22 protein-coding genes are annotated in these 21,965 nt (G+C 67.9%); 17 read left to right on the forward strand and 5 right to left on the reverse strand.

Features of this window, described 5'->3' with window-relative positions; genetic code table 11:
• The first annotated feature begins 83 nt into the window (after nucleotides 1-83).
• From DIE22_RS36605 to DIE22_RS36685, 17 genes are all read left to right on the forward strand, one after another.
• On the forward strand, nucleotides 84-557 hold the full coding sequence (locus DIE22_RS36605) for a CidA/LrgA family protein (protein WP_124607422.1): 474 nt from the start codon (nucleotides 84-86) through the stop codon (nucleotides 555-557).
• A gap of 13 nt (nucleotides 558-570) precedes the next feature.
• Entirely contained in the window at nucleotides 571-1,293 is a 723-nt protein-coding gene (locus DIE22_RS36610; RefSeq protein ID WP_124499640.1) for an LrgB family protein, read from the forward strand.
• Nucleotides 1,294-1,481: 188 nt separating this feature from the next.
• On the forward strand, nucleotides 1,482-2,018 hold the full coding sequence (gene fliL / locus DIE22_RS36615) for a flagellar basal body-associated protein FliL (RefSeq protein ID WP_124499639.1): 537 nt from the start codon (nucleotides 1,482-1,484) through the stop codon (nucleotides 2,016-2,018).
• Between the two features lie 22 nt (nucleotides 2,019-2,040).
• Nucleotides 2,041-3,039: a flagellar motor switch protein FliM gene (fliM, locus tag DIE22_RS36620; protein WP_124499638.1), complete on the forward strand. Its 999-nt coding sequence runs from the start codon at nucleotides 2,041-2,043 to the stop codon at nucleotides 3,037-3,039.
• Nucleotides 3,032-3,523, forward strand: coding sequence for a flagellar motor switch protein FliN (fliN, locus tag DIE22_RS36625; protein WP_124607423.1), 492 nt, complete (start codon nucleotides 3,032-3,034; stop codon nucleotides 3,521-3,523). The genes fliM and fliN overlap by 8 nt, the downstream gene beginning before the upstream one ends.
• Nucleotides 3,520-4,083, forward strand: a complete 564-nt coding sequence (gene fliO, locus DIE22_RS36630; protein WP_124607424.1) for a flagellar biosynthetic protein FliO — start codon at nucleotides 3,520-3,522, stop codon at nucleotides 4,081-4,083. The genes fliN and fliO overlap by 4 nt, the downstream gene beginning before the upstream one ends.
• 36 nt (nucleotides 4,084-4,119) lie before the next feature.
• Complete coding sequence (gene fliP / locus DIE22_RS36635) at nucleotides 4,120-4,881, forward strand: flagellar type III secretion system pore protein FliP (RefSeq protein ID WP_124607425.1); 762 nt, start codon at nucleotides 4,120-4,122, stop codon at nucleotides 4,879-4,881.
• A gap of 16 nt (nucleotides 4,882-4,897) precedes the next feature.
• Entirely contained in the window at nucleotides 4,898-5,170 is a 273-nt protein-coding gene (gene fliQ, locus DIE22_RS36640) for a flagellar biosynthesis protein FliQ (protein ID WP_006750427.1), read from the forward strand.
• A gap of 28 nt (nucleotides 5,171-5,198) precedes the next feature.
• Entirely contained in the window at nucleotides 5,199-5,981 is a 783-nt protein-coding gene (fliR, locus tag DIE22_RS36645) for a flagellar biosynthetic protein FliR (protein WP_124607426.1), read from the forward strand.
• A 143-nt stretch (nucleotides 5,982-6,124) separates the two neighbouring features.
• A complete protein-coding gene (locus tag DIE22_RS36650; protein WP_124607427.1) occupies nucleotides 6,125-7,129 on the forward strand; it encodes an ABC transporter substrate-binding protein in 1,005 nt (334 codons plus the stop codon).
• Nucleotides 7,130-7,250: 121 nt separating this feature from the next.
• Entirely contained in the window at nucleotides 7,251-8,048 is a 798-nt protein-coding gene (locus tag DIE22_RS36655) for an ABC transporter ATP-binding protein (protein WP_124499632.1), read from the forward strand.
• 60 nt (nucleotides 8,049-8,108) lie between these two features.
• Entirely contained in the window at nucleotides 8,109-8,957 is an 849-nt protein-coding gene (locus DIE22_RS36660; RefSeq protein WP_185640773.1) for an ABC transporter permease, read from the forward strand.
• Nucleotides 8,958-9,030: 73 nt separating this feature from the next.
• A complete protein-coding gene (locus tag DIE22_RS36665) occupies nucleotides 9,031-10,398 on the forward strand; it encodes a sensor histidine kinase (protein ID WP_124607428.1) in 1,368 nt (455 codons plus the stop codon).
• A 15-nt stretch (nucleotides 10,399-10,413) separates the two neighbouring features.
• A complete protein-coding gene (locus DIE22_RS36670; protein ID WP_124607429.1) occupies nucleotides 10,414-11,091 on the forward strand; it encodes a response regulator in 678 nt (225 codons plus the stop codon).
• Nucleotides 11,092-11,367: 276 nt separating this feature from the next.
• Nucleotides 11,368-12,498 carry a porin gene (locus tag DIE22_RS36675; protein WP_124499628.1) on the forward strand — a complete coding sequence of 377 codons (1,131 nt, stop codon included), beginning with the start codon at nucleotides 11,368-11,370 and terminating at the stop codon, nucleotides 12,496-12,498.
• Nucleotides 12,499-12,869: 371 nt separating this feature from the next.
• The gene (locus DIE22_RS36680) at nucleotides 12,870-14,888 is read left to right on the forward strand and encodes a site-specific DNA-methyltransferase (RefSeq protein WP_124607430.1); all 2,019 of its coding nucleotides are present in this window, start codon (nucleotides 12,870-12,872) and stop codon (nucleotides 14,886-14,888) included.
• Entirely contained in the window at nucleotides 14,888-17,923 is a 3,036-nt protein-coding gene (locus DIE22_RS36685; protein ID WP_124607431.1) for a type III restriction-modification system endonuclease, read from the forward strand. The genes DIE22_RS36680 and DIE22_RS36685 overlap by 1 nt, the downstream gene beginning before the upstream one ends.
• A 237-nt stretch (nucleotides 17,924-18,160) precedes the next feature.
• Here the strand turns inward: DIE22_RS36685 and DIE22_RS36690 are convergent, their stop codons facing one another.
• From DIE22_RS36690 to egtB, 5 genes are all read right to left on the reverse strand, one after another.
• The gene (locus DIE22_RS36690; protein WP_124607432.1) at nucleotides 18,161-18,541 is read right to left on the reverse strand and encodes a hypothetical protein; all 381 of its coding nucleotides are present in this window, start codon (nucleotides 18,539-18,541) and stop codon (nucleotides 18,161-18,163) included.
• 218 nt (nucleotides 18,542-18,759) lie between these two features.
• Nucleotides 18,760-19,014, reverse strand: a complete 255-nt coding sequence (locus DIE22_RS36695) for a hypothetical protein (protein WP_124499624.1) — start codon at nucleotides 19,012-19,014, stop codon at nucleotides 18,760-18,762.
• A 55-nt stretch (nucleotides 19,015-19,069) separates the two neighbouring features.
• Nucleotides 19,070-19,372, reverse strand: coding sequence for a hypothetical protein (locus DIE22_RS36700; protein WP_124499623.1), 303 nt, complete (start codon nucleotides 19,370-19,372; stop codon nucleotides 19,070-19,072).
• A 272-nt stretch (nucleotides 19,373-19,644) separates the two neighbouring features.
• A complete protein-coding gene (gene egtD, locus DIE22_RS36705; RefSeq protein ID WP_124499622.1) occupies nucleotides 19,645-20,658 on the reverse strand; it encodes an L-histidine N(alpha)-methyltransferase in 1,014 nt (337 codons plus the stop codon).
• Nucleotides 20,642-21,871: an ergothioneine biosynthesis protein EgtB gene (gene egtB, locus DIE22_RS36710; RefSeq protein WP_124607433.1), complete on the reverse strand. Its 1,230-nt coding sequence runs from the start codon at nucleotides 21,869-21,871 to the stop codon at nucleotides 20,642-20,644. The genes egtD and egtB overlap by 17 nt, the downstream gene beginning before the upstream one ends.
• Nucleotides 21,872-21,965 lie beyond the last annotated feature (94 nt).

Genomic DNA, 21,965 nt, shown 5'->3' on the forward strand with positions numbered 1-21,965 from the left:
GCCGGATATAGAGACGCAGCCCATCCTGTCTGTCAGAAACGCAAGAAAGCTGTTGCAAACGGGACGCGTTCATATAGCCCGCAATGACCAAGCCGATCGCTACTGCCGCCGCCCGCCCCGCTTCGGGCAACGTTGCGCGCACGGGCCGGATCGTGCTGCAGGCCGCCGCGCTCGGCGTGCTGTGGATGGCGGTCGACTGGGCCGTGCGCGCGGTCGGGCTGCCGGTGCCGTCCGGCGTGATCGGCCTCGCGGTGCTGCTCGTGCTGCTGTTCTCGGGCCGCGTCGCGCCCGCGTGGGTGAAGGACGGCGCGAACTGGCTGCTGTCCGACATGCTGCTGTTCTTCGTGCCGGCCGCCGTCGCGGCGGTCCAGTACGGCGGGCTGTTCCGCGAGGACGGCTGGCGCATCGCGCTGGTCATGCTCGCCGGCACCGCGTTCGTGATGGTCGCGGTGGCTGTTGCGGTCGACCTCGCCGCGAAGCTCGAGCGCCGGCTCGCCGCGCAGCGCGTGTTCGCCGAACGCCGCCGCGCGCGCCTCGCCACCGTGTCCGCCCACTGAGCCGGGGCCTGCGATGCCTGCGCTGCTGTCGATCCTGTCCGCCGACCAGGTGAATACCGCGATCTCCGTCGGCTGCTTCGTGCTGACGGTCGTGCTGTATTTCGCGTCGAAGCGGCTCTACGCATACAGGAAGACGCTGCTGTTCTCGCCGCTCGTGTTCGTGCCGGGCGTGCTGGTGCTGCTCGTGTTGCTGACCGGCATCCCGTATTCGGTCTACTTCCGCGACACGCGCTGGCTGATGTGGCTGCTCGGCCCGGCAACGATCGCGTTCGCGGTGCCGATCTACGACTATCGCGACCTGATCCGCCGCCACTGGCTGTCGCTGTCGGTCGGCGTCGCGGTGGGGATCGCCGCGGGCGTGTGCGGGTCGCTGCTGCTCGCGAAGCTGCTGCACCTGTCGCCCGAACTGCAGCGCTCGCTGATGACGCGCTCGGTATCGACCCCGTTCGCGCTCGCCGTGTCCGACAAGATCCACGCGCCGAAGGATCTCACCGCCCTGTTCGTGATCGCGACCGGCATCTGCGGGATGCTGCTCGGCGAGATCGTGCTTGCGCTGGTGCCGCTGCGCACGCGGCTCGCGCGCGGCGCGCTGTTCGGCGCGGCCGCCCACGGCGTGGGCACCGCGAAGGCGCGCGAGATCGGCAACGAGGAAGGCGTCGTCTCGAGCCTCACGATGATGATCGCGGGCGTCGCGATGGTGCTGATCGCGCCGCTCCTGTCGCTGCTGCCGACCTGACGCCGCCCGGGCGGGCGCCGCTGCCCGCCCTCCCCGCGCCCTGCGGCCCGGGCGCCCGTTCTGTCCCGCCCGGTCGTTTTCCCGCCGTTCCCGCCCTGCCTCGCGCCGACACCCGGCCGACAATCGGCTGAGATAGCCGCAATTCCCCCCTCTTTTCCGCCCATCGGGCCCGGCCCGGATGCCGAACAATGCATGCTACGAGACATCACGCACGCATTCACATGGCCTCCACGACCGCAAACCCGACTGCCGACAAGCCGGCTTCGTCCGGCAAGTTCAAGCGCATCGCGCTCATCGCCGTCATCGCGCTGGGCGCGGCCGCCGCCGCCGCGGGCGGCATGTACGTGTTCCTGAGCAAGGCTGGCGTCGGCCATGCGAGCGCGCCCGCCGAGCCGGCGCCGCTTGCCGCGCCGGTGTTCTTCCCGCTCGACCCGCTGACCGTGAACCTGCAGTCGGACGACGGCGTGCAGCACTACCTGCGCGTCGGCCTGTCGCTGAAGCTCACCGACCCGAAGGCGCAGGAGCAGCTGACCGCGCGCATGCCGGAGATCCGCAGCCGGATCCTGCTCGCGCTGTCGAACAAGCATCCCGAGGACCTCGCGACGCCGGACGGCAAGCATTCGCTCGCGAAGGAACTGCGGGACCTGATCGAGCAGCCGACGCAGCCGGGCAACCAGCGCGCGAAGGTCGACGACGTGCTGTTCACCGAATTCGTCGTCCAGTAACGCGGCCGCAAAAGGAGCGCGCATGGGCCACCAGGAGTTCATGTCCCAGGAGGAGGTCGACGCCCTCCTCAAGGGCGTCACGGGCGAAACCGACGCGGTCGACGAGCAGCGCGACACGTCGGGCGTCCGCCCCTACAACATCGCGACGCAGGAGCGGATCGTCCGCGGCCGGATGCCCGGCCTCGAGATCATCAACGACCGCTTCGCGCGCTTGCTGCGGATCGGCATCTTCAACTTCATGCGGCGCACCGCGGAAATCTCCGTGAGCCAGGTGAAGGTGCAGAAGTACAGCGAGTTCACCCGCAACCTGCCGATCCCGACGAACCTGAACCTGGTGCACGTGAAGCCGCTGCGCGGCACGTCGCTGTTCGTGTTCGACCCGAACCTTGTGTTCTTCGTCGTCGACAACCTGTTCGGCGGCGACGGGCGCTTTCACACGCGCGTCGAGGGCCGCGACTTCACGGCCACCGAGCAGCGGATCATCGGCAAGCTGCTGAACCTCGTGTTCGAGCACTACACGACCGCATGGAAGAGCGTGCGGCCGCTGCAGTTCGAATTCGTGCGCTCGGAGATGCACACGCAGTTCGCGAACGTCGCGACGCCGAACGAGATCGTGATCGTCACGCAGTTCTCGATCGAGTTCGGGCCGACGGGCGGCACGCTGCACATCTGCATGCCGTACTCGATGGTCGAGCCGATCCGCGACGTGCTCGCGTCGCCGATCCAGGGCGAGGCACTCGAAGTCGACCGCCGCTGGGTGCGCGTGCTGTCGCAGCAGGTGCAGTCGGCCGAGGTCGAGCTGAGCGCGGATCTCGCCGAGATCCCGTCGACCTTCGAGAAGATCCTGAACCTGCGTGCGGGCGACGTGCTGCCGCTGGAGATCGACGACACGATCACCGCGAAGGTCGACGGCGTGCCGGTGATGGAATGCGGCTACGGCATTTTCAATGGTCAATATGCGTTGCGCGTGCAGAAGATGATCAGCGCGGGCGACACGATGAAGGAAGGTGGATATGAGTGAGCTGAACCCGACGCCCGAACTCGACCCGCAGGCGCTCGCCGACGCGGCGCTCGCGGAATCGGCCGCGGCCGTGCAGGCGGCACCCGCGGCGGCGGAAGAGGATCCGGGCATGGACGACTGGGCCGCCGCGCTCGCCGAGCAGAACCAGCAGCCGGTGCCGGCGGGCGCGACCGGCGCCGGCGTGTTCCAGCCGCTGTCGAAAGCCGCGGCAAGCTCGACGCACAACGACATCGAGATGATCCTCGACATCCCGGTCAAGATGACCGTGGAGCTCGGCCGCACGAAGATCGCGATCCGCAACCTGCTGCAGCTCGCGCAGGGTTCGGTCGTCGAGCTGGACGGCATGGCCGGCGAGCCGATGGACGTGCTCGTGAACGGCTGCCTGATCGCGCAGGGCGAGGTCGTGGTCGTCAACGACAAGTTCGGCATCCGGCTGACCGACATCATCACGCCGGCCGAACGCATCCGGAAGCTGAATCGGTGAACGCCGGGAAGTCCGGCCGCGGCGCGCGCCTGTTCCCGAGCGTGGCGGCGCTGGCCGTCGCCGCGTCGTTCGCATGCGCGCCGGCCTGCGCCGCCGACATGAACGCGGTGAACAACGCCGGAGCGATCGCGTCGGGCGTGATGGTCGGCTCGGCCGCGCCGTCGCTCGGCGTCGGCGCGGTGCTGCAGACGCTCGTCGGGCTCGCGGTCGTGATCGGCCTCGTGTTCGGCTGCGCGTGGCTCGCGCGCCGCTTCGGGTTCCAGCCCGCGCGGCGCGGCGGCCCGCTGAAGGTCGTGTCGAGCGTCGGGCTCGGCGCGAAGGAAAGCGCGACGATCGTCGAGATCGGTGATACCTGGCTCGTGCTCGGCGTCGCGCCGGGCAACGTGCGGCTGCTGCATACGCTGCCGGCCGGCTCGGCGGTGGCGCCGGCGTCGGCCGACCTTCCCGCCGGCACGCCTTCCGCCGAACGCGGCCAGCCCGGCACGTTCGGCGCGCGGTTTCGCGACGCGCTCGCGGGCGAAGCCGCGAAGCGCTTCGGGCGCGGCAAGGACATCCGCTGACATGGCGTCGTGCCCTCTTTCCGTTCCTGCATTCCGATGAAACACGAATTCCTGCGTCGCGCGGCGCGTTTCGCGCCCGTGCTGATCCTCTGCCTCGCCCCCGCGCTCGCGTACGCGCAGGCGGCCGGCCTGCCCGCGTTCAACACGAGCCCGGGCCCGAACGGCGGCACCACCTATTCGCTGAGCGTGCAGACGATGCTGCTGCTCACGATGCTGTCGTTCCTGCCGGCGATGCTGCTGATGATGACGAGCTTCACGCGCATCATCATCGTGCTGTCGCTGCTGCGCCAGGCGCTCGGCACCGCGACGACGCCGCCGAACCAGGTGCTGGTCGGCCTCGCGATGTTCCTCACCTTCTTCGTGATGTCGCCGGTGCTCGACCGCGCCTACGCCGACGGCTACAAGCCGTTCTCCGACGGCGCGATGCCGATGGAACAGGCCGTGCAGCGCGGCGTCGCGCCGTTCAAGACCTTCATGCTGAAGCAGACCCGCGAGACCGATCTCGCGCTGTTCGCGAAGATCTCGAAGGCCGCGCCGATGCAGGGTCCGGAAGACGTGCCGCTGTCGCTGCTGGTGCCCGCGTTCGTCACGAGCGAGCTGAAGACCGGCTTCCAGATCGGCTTCACGATCTTCATCCCGTTCCTGATCATCGACATGGTCGTCGCGAGCGTGCTGATGTCGATGGGGATGATGATGGTGTCGCCGTCCACCGTGTCGCTGCCGTTCAAGCTGATGCTGTTCGTGCTGGTCGACGGCTGGCAGCTGCTGATCGGCTCGCTCGCGCAGAGCTTCAGTTGAACGGAGGAGTCGCGCGATGACGCCCGAACAGGTGATGACGCTGGCGCACCAGGCGATGATGGTCGGCCTGCTGCTGGCCGCCCCGCTGCTGCTGGTCGCGCTCGCGGTCGGCCTCGTCGTGAGCCTGTTCCAGGCCGCGACGCAGATCAACGAATCGACGCTGTCGTTCATCCCCAAGCTGCTCGCGGTGGCCGCGACGCTCGTGATCGCCGGCCCGTGGATGCTGACGACGATGCTCGACTACCTGCGGCAGACGCTGCTGCACGTCGCGACGCTCGGCGCCGGCTGACCGGCGCGCCCGGCTCCGTTCAACCGCGATGTTCTCGGTTACCTACGCGCAGCTCAACGGCTGGCTCACCGCCTTCCTGTGGCCGTTCGTGCGAATGCTCGCGCTCGTCGCGACCGCACCGGTGGTCGGCCACGCGGCGGTGCCGGTGCGCGTGAAGATCGGCATCGCCGCGTTCCTGGCGCTGGTCGTCGCGCCGACGCTCGGCGCGATGCCCGGCGTCACCGTGTTCTCCGCGCAGGGCATCTGGATCGTCGTCACCCAGTTCCTGATCGGCATCGCGATGGGCTTCACGATGCAGCTCGTGTTCGCGGCCGTCGAGGCGGCCGGCGACTTCATCGGGCTGTCGATGGGGCTCGGCTTCGCGACCTTCTTCGACCCGCATTCGAACGGCGCGACGCCGGTGATGGGCCGCTTCCTGAACGCGATCGCGATGCTCGCGTTCCTCGCGGTGGACGGCCACCTGCAGGTGTTCGCGGCGCTGGCCGCATCCTTCCAGTCGCTGCCGGTATCGGCCGACCTGCTGCACGCGCCCGGCTGGCGCACCCTCGCCGCGTTCGGCGCGACCGTGTTCGAGATGGGGCTGCTGCTCGCGCTGCCGGTGGTCGCGGCCCTGCTGATCGCGAACCTCGCGCTCGGGATCCTGAACCGCGCGGCGCCGCAGATCGGCATCTTCCAGATCGGTTTTCCGGTCACGATGCTGGTCGGGCTGTTGCTCGTGCAATTGATGATCCCGAACCTCGTGCCGTTCGTGTCGCACCTGTTCGACATGGGGCTCGATGCGATGGGGCGGGTGCTGCTCGGCTGGCGCTAGTCCGCTTGCGTCCCCGATTGCTGGAAAACCCCTAACGGAATCGCCGTCCCGCGAAAGGTAGCAGAAGGTTTCGCCTCCCTATACTCGTTGAGACGATGCAGCAAGCATCGCGCCATACGAATACAACGAAGGAGACGACCCCGATGCGACCCATCCTGCGCACCCTCGCCGTTGCAGCCAGCCTGAGCTGCGCGCTCGCCGCTCACCCCGCGTTCGCCGACGACGGCGGCAAGATCACGATCATGGTCGGCGGGATCGCGAAGCTGATCTACCTGCCCGCGCGGCTCACACAGGAGCTCGGCTACTTCAAGGCCGAAGGCCTCGACGTCGAACTGCTGTCGCAGCCGGCCGGCGTCGACGCCGAGAACGAGCTGCTGGCGGGCGCCGTGCAAGGCGTCGTCGGCTTCTACGACCATACGGTCGACCTGCAGAGCAAGGGCAAGGAAGTCAAGGCGATCGCCGTGTTCGGCCAGGTGCCGGGCGAGGTCGAGATGGTGTCGACCAAGGCCGCGCCGACCTTCAAGTCGATGGCCGACGCGAAGGGCAAGACGCTCGGCGTGACGGGCCTCGGCTCGTCGACGAGCTTCCTCACGCAATACCTCGCGCTGCAACACGGCGTGCCGTCGACGCAGTACACGATGCTGCCGGTCGGCGCCGACGCGAGCTTCATCGCCGCGATCAAGCAGGGCCGCATCGACGCCGGGATGACGACCGAGCCGACCGTGTCCGCGCTCGAGAAGATGGGCGACGCGAAGGTGCTGGTCGACATGCGCACCGTCGAAGGCACGCGCGCCGCGCTCGGCGGCACCTATCCGGCCGCGAGCCTGTACGTGCAGTCGGCCTGGGCCGATTCGCACAAGGCCGAAGCCACCAAGCTCGCGCACGCATTTGCGAAGACGATGCAGTTCATCCACACGCACAGCGCCGAGGAAATCGCCGCGAAGATGCCGGCCGACTACCAGAAGGACAAGGGCCTGTACGTGTCCGCGCTGAAGGCGTCACTGCCGATGTACACCGCCGACGCGAAGATGCCGGCCGACGGCCCGGCGACCGTGCTGAAGGTGCTGTCGGCGTTCAACCCGTCGGTGAAGGGCAAGCACATCGACCTGGCGCGCACCTACACCAACGATTTCGTGAACGCGAAGTAATCGATATCGGTACAGGCGCCGGCGGCGGCGATCCCGCCGCCGCGCGTTCCCCGTTCCGGCCCGGCTGACCGGCCCGGCGTCGCCACGATGCGATGCCCTCCTCACCCGCAGGACGAATGCGATGAACCAGGCAGTTTCCCCGAGCACACCGGCGATCGAGTTTCGCAATGTGTCGTGCCGCTTCATTTCGCCGGAAGGCAAGGCCACCGTCGCGCTGCGCGACTTCAGCATGAGCGTCGCGCGCGGCGAGTTCATCGCGATCGTCGGGCCGACCGGCTGCGGCAAGTCGACCACGCTGAACATGATCACCGGGCTGCTCAAGCCGGTGTCGGGCGAGGTGCGCGTGATGGGCCGCCCGGTCGACGGGATCGACCCGCGCATCGGCTTCGTGTTCCAGGCCGACGCCGTGTTCCCGTGGCGCAACGTGATCGACAACGTCGCGGCAGGCCCCTTGTTTCGCGGCCGCTCGAAGGACGTCGCCTACGCGCAGGCCGAGGAATGGATCCGCAAGGTCGGCCTCGACAAGTTCACGAAGCACTACCCGCATCAACTCTCGGGCGGGATGCGCAAGCGCGTCGCGCTCGCGCAGACCTTCATCAACCAGCCGGAAATCCTGCTGATGGACGAGCCGTTCTCCGCGCTCGACATGCAGACGCGCACGCTTATGCAGGACGAGCTGCTGCAGCTCTGGTCCGCCAACAAGGGCTCGGTCGTGTTCGTCACGCACGATCTCGAGGAGGCGATCGCGCTCGCCGACCGCGTGTTCGTGCTGACCGCGCGCCCCGCGACGCTCAAGCGCGTGTACGAGATCGACCTGCCGCGTCCGCGCGTCACGTCGGAGATCCGCTACGAGCAGCGCTTCATCGAGATTTCCAAGGACATCTGGCACGACCTGCGCGAAGAAGTGCAGATCGGCTGACGCATACGCCGCACGGCAAGCAATGGCAAGAGACACAGCAAGGACAGGAGCATGACCGACATGACGCTTCCCACTACCGCCCTTCCGGCGACGACGCTCGAGGACGACGAGCGCGCCGCGCAACGCCGGCTGCGCCGCCGGCGCAACCTGATCGTCACGCTGCGGATCGCCGTGCTCGTCGTCGTGCTCGGCGGCTGGGAGCTCGCCGCACGCCTGAAGTGGATCGATCCGTTCTTCTTCTCGATGCCGTCGCTGATCTTCGCGCAGCTCCAGGACTGGTTCGCGAACGGCACGTCGCAGGGCCCGCTGCTCACCCAGGTGTGGGTCACGCTGGAGGAAACCGGGATCGGCTTCATCATCGGCTCGGTCGCCGGCGTGTTCTGCGGGATCGTGCTCGGCCGCAACAAGCTGATGGCCGACGTGTTCGGCCTGTACATCCAGATCGCGAACTCGATCCCCCGCGTCGTGCTCGGCTCGATCTTCGTGATCGCGCTCGGCCTCGGGATGGCGTCGAAGATCGCGCTGGCCGTCGTGATGGTGTTCTTCGTCGTGTTCGGCAACGCGTTCCAGGGTGTGCGCGAGGCCGACCGCTACCTGATCGCGAATGCGCAGATCCTCGGCGCGTCGCGCCGGCAGATCACCACGGCTGTCGTGATCCCGTCCGCGCTGAGCTGGATTCTCGCGAGCCTGCACGTGAGCTTCGGCTTCGCACTGGTCGGTGCGGTCGTCGGCGAATTCCTGGGTTCCAAGCAGGGCATCGGCCTGCTAATCTCCACCGCCCAGGGCGCGTTCAACGCGAGCGGCGTGTTCGCGGCGATGATCGTGCTGGCCGTGGTCGCGCTGGCCGCCGACTACCTGCTGACCTGGGTCGAGAAGCGCTTGCTCAAGTGGCGTCCCGCCGCGTTCTGAGCATCGCACGCATCGGATGACACACCCGAACCGCGCCGGTTGCCCCGGCGCGGTTCGGCATTGAGGAGAAGGAATGGCGCATAGCCTGCGCGGGCGGCTCTTGTGGTGGCTGCTGCTGCCGCTCGCGGCTTTCGTGCTGATCGCGGGCGCAATGTCGTACGACACCGCGCGGCGCACGGCCGCGCTCGTGCAGGACAGCGCGCTGGTCGCATCCGCGCGCACGATCGGCGAGGACGTCGAATGGCGCAACGGGCTGCCGGCCGCCGACGTGCCGCCGGCCGCGCTGGAGATCTTCGAATCGCCGTCGCGCGATTCGGTGTTCTACAAGGTGATCGACGGCCACGACCGGCTGCTCGCGGGCAACCCGACGCTCACGGTGCCCGAGCGGCACGGCGTCGAGCCGACGCTGTACGACACGTCGCTCGACGGCGTGCGGCTGCGCGCGGCCGCGTACGATCGCCAGCTGTACAACGAGGGGCAGGTCGAGACGGTCACGGTGGTCGTCGCGAAGACGACGCGCTCGTACGACGCGATGGTCGCGACGATCTGGCGGCCGCAGCTCGTGCGCCTGTCGCTGATGCTGGTGCTCGCGATCGTGCTCGTCTACCTCGGCCTCACGCTCGAGCTGCGCCCGCTGATGAAGCTGAAGGACGATGTCGCCGACCGCGGGCCGATGGAACTGGAGCCGATCCGCCCGGAGCGGCTGCAGCACGAGCTGCGGCCGATCGTCGACGCGATCAACCAGTGCATCGCGCGGCTGAACACGCACACGGCCACGCAGCGCCGCTTCATCGCCGATGCCGCGCATCAGCTGCGCACGCCGATCGCGGTGCTCGACACGCAGATCCAGTACGCGCAGCAGCGCGACCACGACGACCGCGAGCTCGCGTCGGTGCTCGACAGCATGCAGCGCAGCAGCCGCAAGATGGCCGACGTGACCGACAAGCTGCTGCTGCTCGCGCATGCGGAAGCGACGCCGTCGACGCTGCTCACGCATCGCGTCGATCTCGCCGCCGTGGTGTCGAGCGTGCTGGAGGAAACGATCGTGCTCGCGCAGCGGCGCGACATCGACCTCGGCGCCGATCTCGGCGAGCGGCTCGACGTCGCGGGCAGCGACAGCCTCTTGACCGCGCTGGTGATGAACCTCGTCGACAACGCGGTACGCTACACGCAGCCGGGCGGCTGCGTGACGGTCGCCGCGCGGCGCGACGGCGACGCGGTCGTGCTGGAGGTGGTCGACAACGGCCCCGGCATTCCGGCCGAAGCGCGGCCGCACGTGTTCAAGCGGTTCTACCGCGTGTCGGCCGACACCGAAGGCTCGGGCCTGGGCCTCGCGATCGTGCGCGAGATCGCGCAGGCGCACGGCGGCAGCGCGACGCTCGCGCCGGGGCCCGGCAATCGCGGTATCGTCGTGACTGTGCGGCTGCCCGCGTACGATTGAAGAGATGAAGTCGCCATGAAACTCCTGCTGGTCGAAGACAACGCCGAACTCGCACACTGGATCGTGAACCTGCTGCGCGGCGAGGATTTCGCGGTCGACTGCGTCGGCGACGGCGAACGCGCCGACACGGTGCTGAAGACCGAGCGCTACGACGCGGTGCTGCTCGACATGCGGCTGCCGGGCATCAGCGGCAAGGAAGTGCTCGCGCGATTGCGGCGCCGCAACGACAACGTGCCGGTGCTGATGCTGACCGCGCACGGCTCGGTCGACGACAAGGTCGACTGCTTCGGCGCGGGCGCCGACGACTACGTGGTCAAGCCGTTCGAATCGCGCGAGCTGGTCGCGCGGATCCGCGCGCTGATCCGCCGGCAGGCCGGCGTCGGCACGACGCAGCTCGTGTGCGGCGATCTCGCCTATGCGTTCGGCACGCGCGAATTCCGCTGCGGCGACACGGTGCTCGCGCTGCGCCGCCGCGAGCATGCGATTCTCGAAACGCTGATGCTGCAGCAGAACAAGACAGTGTCGAAGGCGCGGCTGATGGACAGCGTGTTCGCGCTCGACGACGAGCCGAGCGCGGATGCGATCGACATCTACATCCACCGGCTGCGCAAGCATCTCGCGGGCAGCACGGCCGAGATCATCACGCTGCGCGGGCTCGGCTACATCCTGCGCGCGAAGACCGCGCAGGACTGACGGCCCTGCCCCGGGCGTCGATTCGTAGCACGTAATGTGCCGGCAGCCAGCCAACTGGCGGCCGGCCGGGCGCGCGTTCGCCCGCCTGCCCGATTCTCGATTATTGCGCGTTCGGTGTTTTCACCGATCCGATTCTTTCCTCCGGGAAAGCGGCGTGAAGGATTGCACCCTCTACGATGCTACGCGTCGGCCCTCTCGCTGTGGTCGGCAACATCCGGCATACATTACGTACTGCCAACGAACAGATTTCAATGCGGCAGCTCGGAGGAGACGATCTTGAAACGAAAAACCCTTGCCCTTTCCATCGCGGCGGCAGGCCTGTGCGCCGGCACCCAGGCGCATGCGCAGTCGAGCGTGCAGCTCTACGGCCTGATGGACCTGAGCTTCCCGACCTACCGGACCCACGCCGACGCGAACGGCAATCACGTGATCGGCATGGGCAACGAAGGCGAGCCGTGGTTCAGCGGCAGCCGCTGGGGCCTGAAAGGCGCCGAGGACATCGGCGGCGGCACGAAGATCATCTTCCGCCTCGAAAGCGAATTCGTGGTCGCGAACGGCCAGATGGAAGACGAAGGCCAGATCTTCGACCGCGACGCGTGGGTCGGCGTCGAGGACGAGCGCTTCGGCAAGCTGACGGCCGGCTTCCAGAACTCGATCGCGCGCGACGCGTCGGCGATCTACGGCGACGCGTACGGCTCCGCGAAGCTGACGACCGAGGAAGGCGGCTGGACCAACTCGAACAACTTCAAGCAGATGATCTTCTACGCGGCCGGCCCGACCGGCACGCGCTACAACAACGGCCTCGCGTGGAAGAAGCTGTTCAGCAACGGCATCTTCGCGAGCGCCGGTTACCAGTTCAGCAACTCGACCGCATTCGCGACCGGCTCCGCGTACCAGGTCGCGCTCGGCTACAACGGCGGGCCGTTCGCCGTGTCGGGCTTCTACAACCACGTGAACCACAACGGCTTCACGAACCAGACGTTCTCGGTCGGCGGCAACTACGCGTTCAGCATCGTGCGCCTGAACGCCGGCTACTTCCGCTACAACGGCGACCAGGGCTCGCTCGGCCAGCGTCACGACGATTCGTGGACGGTGTCGATGAAGATCGCGCCGAAGGGCGCGCTCGACTACGAGCTCGGCTATCAGCAGATGCGCATCAAGAATGCCGCGTACAACGCCGACGGCTTCACGCCGAACGCGAACCTCGGCGCGTTCAGCCTGACCAACGGCGTCGGCAACGGCTTCAAGGAGACGATCTACGGGTCGGTGTTCTATCACCTGAGCAAGCGCACCGAGCTGTACCTGGCCGGCGACTACATGCGCCTGCACGGCGGCTACAAGGTGTCGTCGACGTTCGGCGCGAAGAACCAGCTCGAACTGACGTCGGGCATCCGCACGCGCTTCTGACCTCGGCGACGGCCATCCGGGCGGGGCCATCCGGCCCTGCCGCACCCTCCCTCCGGGATTTCTCCATGCGGGCACGCCGGCGCTTTGCGCCGACCGTGCCCTTTTTTTCGTCGTTTCCGGTGCGTTCCGGAACGCCCGGGAAGCGCCCGCCGGCCGGCCCGTGCGGCACCGCCCGAAGCCGCCTGCGGCCCGTGGGGCGGGCGTTTCGCGCCCGATGCGCGCCCGATGCGCGCCCGATGCGCGCACGATCGCCTCACATCGGTGCTTGACCTGCGCCGACCGACTCGCTAGCGTTTCGGGTTTGCCCGGGCGGCCATTGCCGCCGGTGCCGTGAGTGCGCCCGACGTCCTGGCGCACGCGGCCGGGCTCCGATGGAAAAAACGATGCAGAAACTCGATGCGGCGAGCCCGCAGGCGATGTCGACGGATTTCACCGCCGACAACGTCGCGCGCCTGAAGGCGCTGTTCCCCGAACTCGTGACCGAAGGCCCGGACGGCGCGTCGGTCGACGTCGACGTGCTGAAGGCGCTGGTCGGCGAGCGCACCGTCGGCAACGCCGACGAGCGCTACGGCTTCCACTGGCACGGCAAGCGCAGCGCGCGCCAGGCCGCGCTCACGCCGTCGACGGGCACGCTGCGTCCGTGCCCCCAGGATAGCGTCGCATGGGACGACACGCGCCATCTCGTGATCGAGGGCGACAACCTCGACGTGATGAAGCTGCTGCACAAGAGTTACGCGGGCAAGGTGAAGCTCGTCTATATCGACCCGCCGTACAACACCGGCAGCGATTTCGTCTATCCGGACGACTTCAGCGACAGCATCCGCCACTACCTGGCGATGACGGGCCAGACCGACGGCGGCGTGAAGCGCAGCACCAATACCGAGGCGAACGGCCGGTTCCACACCGACTGGCTGAACATGATGTATCCGCGCCTGAAGCTCGCGCACGCGCTGCTGTCCGACGAAGGGCTGATCGCCGTGCACATCGACGAGCACGAGGTGCATGCGCTCGTGCTGATGCTGCGCGAGATCTTCGGCGAGGAGAACGAGCTCGGCGTCGCGGTATGGGACAAGCGCAATCCGAAGGGCGACGCGCGCGGCGTCGCGTACCAGCACGAATCGCTGGTGCTGTTCGCGCGCAACGCCGAGACGCTGCTCGAACAGGCGCCGCTGAAGCGCCCGAAGCGCAACGCGCAGCGCATGCTCGACGCCGCGCACGACGCCGTGTACCGCAGCGGCAACGCGAAGGACGCGCAGAAGGCGTACCGCGCGTGGATGAAGGCGCAGACCAATCTGTCGGGCGGCGAGGTGATGTACGACCGGCTGTCGGAAGAAGGCCGCGTGTACCGCCTCGTGTCGATGGCCTGGCCGAACAAGAAGAAGGCGCCGGAAGAGTATTTCACGCCGCTGATCCACCCGGCCACCGGCAAGCCGTGCGCGATGCCCGCGCGCGGGTGGCGCAATCCGCCCGCGACGATGCAGGCGCTGATCGAGCGCGGCCAGATCGAATTCGGCGCGGATGAAACCACGCAGCCGCAGCGGATCTACTACCTCGACGAGAACATGTACGAGAACGTGCCGTCGGTGCTGCCGTTCGCCGGTTCCGACGACGCGTTGCTGAAGACGCTCGGCATCCCGTTCGACCTGCCGAAGCCGGTCGATTTCGCGGCGGCCGTGATCGGCTGGTGCACGCGCGGCGACGACATCGTGCTCGACTGCTTCGCCGGCTCCGGCTCGACCGGCCACGCGGTGATGCAGGTGAACGCGACCGACGGCGGCGCGCGCCGCTACATCCTCGTGCAGCTGCCCGAGGCGCTCGACCGCCGCGACAAGACACAGCTCGCGGCCGCCGATTTCTGCGCGAAGCTGAAGAAGCCGCTGACGCTCGCGGAAGTGACGAAGGAACGCCTGCGCCGCACCGCGCAGCAGGTTGCGCGCGACTATCCGGAAAGCTATGGCGACCTCGGTTTCCGCGTGTACCGGCTCGACACGACCAACGTGATCGAGTGGGACCCGCGCCGTGACGACTTCGACCACGCCCTCTTCGCATCCGTCGAACACGTGAAGACCGGCCGCACCGAGGACGACCTGCTCGCCGAGCTGACGCTGAAGCTCGGCCTCGATCTGTGCACGCCGGTCGAGCATCACCAGGTCGCCCGCAAGACCGTGCACCTGATCGGCCGCTCGATCGTCGCGTGCTTCGATGCGCGCATTTCGCGCGACGACGCGGGCCCGCTCGCCGACGGCATCGTCGAGCTGCTCGATGCGACCGGCGCGACGCGCGACGTCACGTGCCTGTTCCGCGACAGCGGCTTCGTCGACGACGTCGCGAAGCTCAATCTCGCCGCGCTGCTCGAACAGCACGGCGTGAAGCGCGTGCGGAGCCTGTGATGCGGCTGCATTTCGAAGCGGATCTCGACTACCAGCGCGAGGCGATCGACGCCGTCTGCGACCTGTTTCGCGGCCAGGAATCGTATCGCGGCGACTTCAGCGTGCTCGCGAACGCCGCGCCCGGCACGACGGCCGCGGCGCAAGGCTCGCTCGGCTTCGCGGTGTCGGAACAGGGTGTCGGCAACCGGCTGTCGCTGACCGACGACGCGCTCGCGCGCAATCTCGCCGACGTGCAGCTGCGCGGTGGGCTGCCGCCGTCCGGCCTGCCCGGCTCGCGCGACTTCACCGTCGAGATGGAGACCGGCACCGGCAAGACCTACGTGTACCTGCGCACGATCTTCGAGCTGAACCGCCGCTACGGCTTCACGAAGTTCGTGATCGTCGTGCCGTCGATCGCGATCAAGGAAGGCGTGCACAAGACGCTGTCGATCACCGAGGATCATTTCCGCTCGCTGTACGCGGGCGTGCCGTACGACTACTTCCTGTACGACTCCGCGAAGCTTGGCCAGGTGCGCCACTTCGCGGCGAGCGCGGCGATCCAGATCATGGTGATGACGGTCGCCGCGATCAACAAGAAAGAGATCAACAATCTCTACAAGGACAGCGAGAAGACCGGCGGCGAGAAGCCGATCGACCTGATCCGCGCGACGCGGCCGATCGTGATCGTCGACGAGCCGCAAAGCGTCGACGGCGGGCTCGAGGGGCGCGGGCGCGAGGCGCTCGCCGCGATGGCCCCGCTCTGCACGCTGCGCTATTCGGCGACGCACGTCGACCGTCACCACATGGTGTACCGGCTCGATGCGGTGGACGCGTACGAGCGCAAGCTCGTCAAGCAGATCGAGATCGCGTCGGCGATCGTCGAGGATGCGCACAACAAGCCGTACGTGCGGCTCGTCGGCGTGTCGAACCGGCGCGGCGCGATCGGCGCGCGCATCGAGCTCGACGTCGCGACCGCGGCCGGCGTGAAGCGCCAGATCGTGTCGGCGACCGACGGCGACGATCTCGAACGCCTGACCCGGCGCGCGCTGTACGTGGGGCTGCGGGTCGGCGAAGTCCATGCGGTGAAGGGCGCCGAGTACGTCGAGCTGCGTCATCCGGAAGGCGAGGCATTCCTGTCGCTCGGCGAGGCGTTCGGCGACATCGACACGCTCGCCGTGCAGCGCGAGATGATCCGCCGCACGATCCGCGAGCATCTCGACAAGGAATTGCGCCTGGCCGAGCGCGGCGTGAAGGTGCTGTCGCTGTTCTTCGTCGATTCGGTCGAACGCTATCGCCGCTACGACGAGAACGGGATGCCCGTGAAGGGCGACTACGCGCTGATCTTCGAAGAGGAATATGCGCGCGCGGCCCGTGTGCCGGCCTACCGTGCGCTGTTCGACGGCGTCGACGTCGCGCTCGAGGTCGAGCGCGCGCACAACGGCTACTTCTCGATCGACCGCAAGGGCGGCTGGACCGACACGAGCGAGAGCAGCGCCGCGGCGCGCGAGAACGCGGAGCGCGCGTACGGCCTCATCATGCGCGAGAAGGAAGCGCTGCTGTCGTTCGACACGCCGCTGAAGTTCATCTTCTCGCACTCGGCGCTGAAGGAAGGCTGGGACAACCCCAACGTATTCCAGATCTGCACGCTGCGCGACATCCAGACCGAGCGCGAGCGCCGCCAGACGCTCGGCCGCGGGCTGCGGCTTGCGGTCGACCAGGACGGCGAACGCGTGCGCGACCCGGGCGTGAACACGCTCACCGTGATCGCGACCGAGCGCTACGAGTCGTTCGCCGAGAACCTGCAGAAGGAAATCGAGGCCGATACCGGCATCCGCTTCGGGATCGTCGAGGAACACCAGTTCGCGGCGCTGCCGGTGCAGGAAGGCGACGGGCCTGCGCATGCACTCGGCATCGAGCTGTCGCGCGTGCTGTGGACCCATCTGCACGAGCAAGGCTACGTCGACGCGCAGGGCAAGGTGCTCGACCGGCTGAAGGATGCGCTGCGCCAGAGCGCGCTCGTGCTGCCCGAAGCGTTCGAATCGCTGCGCGCGCCGATCGTCGCGACGCTGCGCAAGCTGTCGGGCCGCTTCGCGGTGCGCAATGCGGACGAACGTCGCGCGATCGCGTTGCGGCGCGACGCGTCGGGCAAGGCCGTCGTGTTCGGCGACGACTTCCGCGCACTGTGGGAGCGTATCCGTCATCGCACCGTGTACAGCGTCGAGTTCGACAACGCGAAGCTCGTGCGCGACTGCACGACCGCGCTGCGCGACGCGCCGGACATCGCTCGCGCACGGCTGCAGTGGCGCAAGGCCGAGATCGACATCGGCAAGGCCGGCATCGAGGCGATCGAAGTGGCCGGCGCCGGCACGGTGCTGATCGACGAAGGCGAGCTGCCGCTGCCGGACCTGCTCACCGAACTGCAGGACCGCACGCAGCTCACGCGCCGCTCGCTCGCGACGATCCTGGCCGACAGCGGCCGGCTCGACGATTTCCGCGTGAATCCGCAGCAGTTCATCGCGCTGGCCGCCGATGCGATCAACCGCTGCAAACGGCTCGCGCTGGTCGCGGGCATCGCGTACCGCACGCTCGGCGATCGCCACGTGCATGCGCTCGAATCGTTCGAGAGCGAGGCGCTGACCGGTTATCTGCGCAACCTGCGGCCCGATGCGCGCAAGTCGATCCACGAGGCCGTCGTGTGCGAGACCGACGCGGAGCGCGCGTTCGCCGATGCGCTGGAAGCGCACCACGGCGTGAAGCTGTACGCGAAGCTGCCCGCATGGTTCCGCGTGCCGACGCCGCTCGGCAGCTATCACCCGGACTGGGCGGTGCTCGCGGAGCAGGACGGCGGCGAGCGGCTGTATTTCGTCGTCGATACGCCGAATGCCGATGGCGACGTGACGACCGAGCACGAGCGCGCGAAGCTCGCGTGCGGCGAGGCGCATTTCCGTGCGCTGGTGGACGGCGAAGACGCCGCGCGATTCGTGCGCGTCAGGCGGGCCGATGCGTTGTTCGAGCCTGTTACAACCGTCGCGCCGCTGGCAGGCGCGGGACGCTGAAGCGAAGGGGCGGCCACGAGCCGCCCTTTTTTCATGGACGGGCCCGCGCAGCCCGCTTCGATATGACGAATCCGTCTGTCATTCGCATGAAAGCGATTCGTATCCTCGCGCGCCTGCGTACGCCGTTACGGCTGGTTGCAAATCGGGTCGGTTCGATGTTTCGGCGCGACAGGCCCTTTTGCTGCCGCGATGAAAAAAGGGCGCCGAAGCGCCCTTCTTCCTCCTGCATGCGCCGGCTTACAGCGTGCGGCCGAACGCGTTGCGATGCGTGTGATGCGTGGACGTCGTCTTGGTGTGCGCGGTATGGCTGTGCGTATGCCCGTGGCCCGGCTGCGTACCCGCCCGATCGGCGATCGAGTCCGAGCGGTCGGCCGCGCGCGCGAGGCCCTTGTCGCGGTCGCCCGAGCTGAAGCCGTTCGAGTTGCTCAGCGCTTCGCCGCTCATGTGGCCGGCGGACATGCCGCCCGCGTTGCCACCCATCCCACCCATCCCGCCTGCGCCGTGACCGCCGCCGTTGCCGCCGCCACCACCATTGCCGCCGGCTGCCGCATTCGCGGAGACGGCACCGAGTGCGAGCAGCGCGGCTGCCAGCACGGACAGATATCGTTGGGTTTTCATTATTTGCTCCCGGGAGCGTGTTTGAATGATTGCATTCTAGGAACACGCGGTTTCCGCGCTACCTGGCGTTGTAAATGATCGTAACGACGCGCATTACATGCATTCGTCCGATCAATGTCCGGTATGCCGGCCACGTGCGCGGAATGCGCGGCCGGCCGTCGCCAGACAAGGAAGTTGAAAGGCGGAAACGGCGCCTGCCGTTCCGCCGGTCAATGAGCTTACTGCGCCGCCGCCATCCCATGCGCGGCGGCCTTGCGCTGCGCGGCCTGTTCCTGCTCGTGCTTCTTCGCCATGTGGTGGCCGACGATACAGCCGCCGACCGCGCCGACCACCGCGTGATGTCCCGCGTAGTGACCAGCGACGCCGCCTACTACCGCGCCCTTCATGCAACCCGCCGCGTGCGCGCTGCCGATCGTTGCGAGCGCAACGACGGCGGCCGTTGCGCTCGCCCTGATGTGTCGAATGGGCATCATGCGATCACTCTCCTCTTGTCGTCGTGATCAGTGTCTCGCGAACCGGTCGCCGTGCTCAGTTCCAGCGGCCGCGCCAGCCGTCGCCGTCATGCCAGCGGCGCTCACGCCACTCGTGCTCGCGCCATTCACGGCGGCGCCACTCGTGTTCGCGCCATTGACGCGCACGCCAGTCGTCGTCGCGATAGCCCACCGGCGCGTACATCACCGGCGGCGGCGGCGCGACGTAGACCGGCTCCGGCGCCGCATAGACGCCCGGCACGCCGATGCCGACCGACAGGTCGACGTGGGCCGAGGCGACGCCCGAAGCTGCCAGCGCCGCTACACCGAGAACTGCACCGAGAATAAGTTTCTTGCTCATTTCGCGACTCCCTGCACGTGTCGTGCGTCATGTGACTACGGTTCGGAGTCTAGGCACCGTACGCCGACACAGGTGAAACCGGTCTGCGAGACCGGTAACGGACGTTTACGGAGGGGCGCAAAGCCTTGCGGGACAAGGGTGACGCGCGCTTCGACACGCCGTTGCAACGGCGCATCGAAGCGGCGGAAGCGGGAATTTTTGCCGGAAAGCGGGCCGTCGACACATGCAGCACGCAAACTGCATGCACGCCTTGCGAGCCGTCCGCGTCGACGTTACGCGCGGATATCGTCGACGCTGCGCAGCCAGTGCACGCTGAACAGGCTGTCCGCGTCGGTCCACACGGTATCCGGCTCGAAACCTGCACGCCGCGCGATCGCGTGGAAGCCGTCGATCGTGAACTTGTGCGAGTTCTCCGTGTGGATGCGCTCGCCGGCCTCGAAGCGGAACGCATGGCCGCGTACATGCACCGTCTGCGCGATATCGCTGACGAGATGCATCTCGATGCGCTGCCGCTCGCGATCGTAGAACGCGCAATGCGAGAACGCGTCGAGATCGAAGTCCGCGCCGAGCTCCGCGTTCGCGCGGGCGAGCAGGTTCAGGTTGAACTGCGCGGTCACGCCCTGCGCGTCGTTGTACGCGTGATGCAGCGTGCGCTCGTCCTTCACGAGATCCGCGCCGACCAGCAGGCCGCCGCCGCGCAACAGCCGCGCGGCGTCACGCAGGAACGCGTCGGCTTCTTCCGGCGAGAAGTTGCCGATCGTCGAGCCGGGGAAGAAGCCGATGCGCCGGCGCGGCGTCTCGGTCAGCTCGGCCAGCTGGTCGGCCTTCGTGTAGTCGGCCGCGATCGGTGCGACGTCGAGCCACGGATACGCGGCACGCAGCCGCGCGGCCGCGCCGTGCAGGTAGTCGGCCGAGATGTCGATCGGCACGTAGCGCGCCGGCGCGTTCGCGTAGTTGTCCGCGCACGCGTCGAGCAGCACGCGGATCTTCTCTAGCGAACCGGCGCCGAATTCGACGATGTCCGCATGCGGGCCGACGCGCTGCACGATCTCCGCCGCGCGATCGCGCAGGATCCCGAGTTCGGTGCGCGTCGGGTAGTACTCGGGCAGTTCGCAGATCCGGTCGAACAGCGCGGAGCCGGCCGCGTCGTAGAAGTATTTCGGCGAAATGCTGCGCGGCGTGCGCGACAGTCCGTCGATCAGGTCGCGCTCGAACGCGCTCGGCCGCGAATCGCGGGCGGGTTGCAGGCCACCGCTCGTGGCCGTCAGGTCAGACGTCTCGCGCAAGTCGCACTCCCGTGAATTGCCAGCGCGCGGCCGGCGGAAAGAAATTGCGGTACGTCGGCCGTTCGTGCCCAGGCGGCGTCGCGATGCTGCTGCCGCGCAGGACCTGCTGGCCGACCATGAACTTGCCGTTGTATTCCGCGGCGACTCCCGCGAGCGGACGGAAGCCCGGATACGGCTCGTAGGACGAACGCGTCCACTGCCATACGTGCCCGAGCATCTGCTGAATGCCGTCCGTGCCGAACGCGGCTTCCCATTCGAACTCCGTCGGCAGGCGTGCGCCGGCCCATTCCGCATATGCGGCCGCTTCGTAGAAGCTCACGTGACACACGGGCGCATCGGGCGCGAGTGGCTCCACGCCGTGCAGGCCGAACGCGCGCCATGCATGGACGGTTTTTACATCGCCGTCGTCGTCGGGAATCCAGTACGCGGGCCCTGACCACCCTTCCCGCTGCACCGTTGCCCAGCCATCGGACAGCCAGTATTCGGGACGTGCGTAGCCGCCGTCCGCGATGAAGTCCGCGAATTCCGCGTTCGTCACGAGACGGTTCGCGATCTCGCACGGACGCACGAGCGCCGTATGGCGAGGACGTTCGTTGTCGAACGAGAACGTGTCGCCGTCGTGGCCGATCTCGACGAGCCCGCCCGGCTGGTGCAGCCAGCGCAACGGGCCGGCGTCGCCCACGGCCAGTGCGGCGTGCGTGGCGGCGCTGTTGCGCGGCCGGAACGCGGGCTTCAGCGGATTGCACGAGAACGCATGCAGCATGTCCGTGACGATCAGCTCCTGATGCTGCTGCTCGTGATGCAGGCCGAGCTCGATCTCGGGCGCGATCGCGGCAAGCAGCGCCGGATCGGCATCATCGAGCGCGCGCAGCATCGCTGCGTCGACGTACTGCCGGTACGCATGCACGTCGTCGAGCGACGGACGCGTGAGCAACCCGCGCTGCGGCCGCGGATGGCGCGGGCCGAGCGCTTCGTAATAGGAATTGAAGAGGAACTGGAACGCGTCGTCGAACGGCGCGTAGCCGGGCACGCGGCGCATCAGCACGACGGTTTCGAAGAACCAGGTCGTATGCGCGAGATGCCATTTCACCGGACTCGCGTCGGGCATCGACTGCACGGCCTGGTCTTCGGCGGACAGCGTCGCGGTCAATGCGACGCTATGGGCGCGCACGTCCTGGTAACGGCGCTGAAGCTGGGATGCAGGGAGGCTCATCGGTTTACCGTTCACGTCGCGATTCGCTGCGTTGCGTTGCCGGAAAAAGGAAAGCCTTGCGCTCGGATGCGCGCGGCTGACGTGCGACCTTCGT

The organism is Burkholderia sp. Bp9142, from assembly GCF_003853415.1.
Taxonomy (GTDB): Bacteria; Pseudomonadota; Gammaproteobacteria; order Burkholderiales; family Burkholderiaceae; genus Burkholderia.

What these genes read in the sequence shown, in the direction of transcription:
- DIE22_RS36605 (WP_124607422.1), top strand. Translation starts at nt 84, where the DNA reads ATGACCAAGCCGATCGCTACTGCCGCCGCCCGCCCCGCTTCGGGCAAC.
- DIE22_RS36610 (WP_124499640.1), top strand. Translation starts at nt 571, where the DNA reads ATGCCTGCGCTGCTGTCGATCCTGTCCGCCGACCAGGTGAATACCGCG.
- fliL (WP_124499639.1), top strand. Translation starts at nt 1,482, where the DNA reads ATGCATGCTACGAGACATCACGCACGCATTCACATGGCCTCCACGACC.
- fliM (WP_124499638.1), top strand. Translation starts at nt 2,041, where the DNA reads ATGGGCCACCAGGAGTTCATGTCCCAGGAGGAGGTCGACGCCCTCCTC.
- fliN (WP_124607423.1), top strand. Translation starts at nt 3,032, where the DNA reads ATGAGTGAGCTGAACCCGACGCCCGAACTCGACCCGCAGGCGCTCGCC.
- fliP (WP_124607425.1), top strand. Translation starts at nt 4,120, where the DNA reads ATGAAACACGAATTCCTGCGTCGCGCGGCGCGTTTCGCGCCCGTGCTG.
- fliQ (WP_006750427.1), top strand. Translation starts at nt 4,898, where the DNA reads ATGACGCCCGAACAGGTGATGACGCTGGCGCACCAGGCGATGATGGTC.
- fliR (WP_124607426.1), top strand. Translation starts at nt 5,199, where the DNA reads ATGTTCTCGGTTACCTACGCGCAGCTCAACGGCTGGCTCACCGCCTTC.
- DIE22_RS36650 (WP_124607427.1), top strand. Translation starts at nt 6,125, where the DNA reads ATGCGACCCATCCTGCGCACCCTCGCCGTTGCAGCCAGCCTGAGCTGC.
- DIE22_RS36655 (WP_124499632.1), top strand. Translation starts at nt 7,251, where the DNA reads ATGAACCAGGCAGTTTCCCCGAGCACACCGGCGATCGAGTTTCGCAAT.
- DIE22_RS36660 (WP_185640773.1), top strand. Translation starts at nt 8,109, where the DNA reads ATGACGCTTCCCACTACCGCCCTTCCGGCGACGACGCTCGAGGACGAC.
- DIE22_RS36665 (WP_124607428.1), top strand. Translation starts at nt 9,031, where the DNA reads ATGGCGCATAGCCTGCGCGGGCGGCTCTTGTGGTGGCTGCTGCTGCCG.
- DIE22_RS36670 (WP_124607429.1), top strand. Translation starts at nt 10,414, where the DNA reads ATGAAACTCCTGCTGGTCGAAGACAACGCCGAACTCGCACACTGGATC.
- DIE22_RS36680 (WP_124607430.1), top strand. Translation starts at nt 12,870, where the DNA reads ATGGAAAAAACGATGCAGAAACTCGATGCGGCGAGCCCGCAGGCGATG.
- DIE22_RS36685 (WP_124607431.1), top strand. Translation starts at nt 14,888, where the DNA reads ATGCGGCTGCATTTCGAAGCGGATCTCGACTACCAGCGCGAGGCGATC.
- DIE22_RS36690 (WP_124607432.1), bottom strand. Translation starts at nt 18,541, where the DNA reads ATGAAAACCCAACGATATCTGTCCGTGCTGGCAGCCGCGCTGCTCGCA.
- DIE22_RS36695 (WP_124499624.1), bottom strand. Translation starts at nt 19,014, where the DNA reads ATGATGCCCATTCGACACATCAGGGCGAGCGCAACGGCCGCCGTCGTT.
- DIE22_RS36700 (WP_124499623.1), bottom strand. Translation starts at nt 19,372, where the DNA reads ATGAGCAAGAAACTTATTCTCGGTGCAGTTCTCGGTGTAGCGGCGCTG.
- egtB (WP_124607433.1), bottom strand. Translation starts at nt 21,871, where the DNA reads ATGAGCCTCCCTGCATCCCAGCTTCAGCGCCGTTACCAGGACGTGCGC.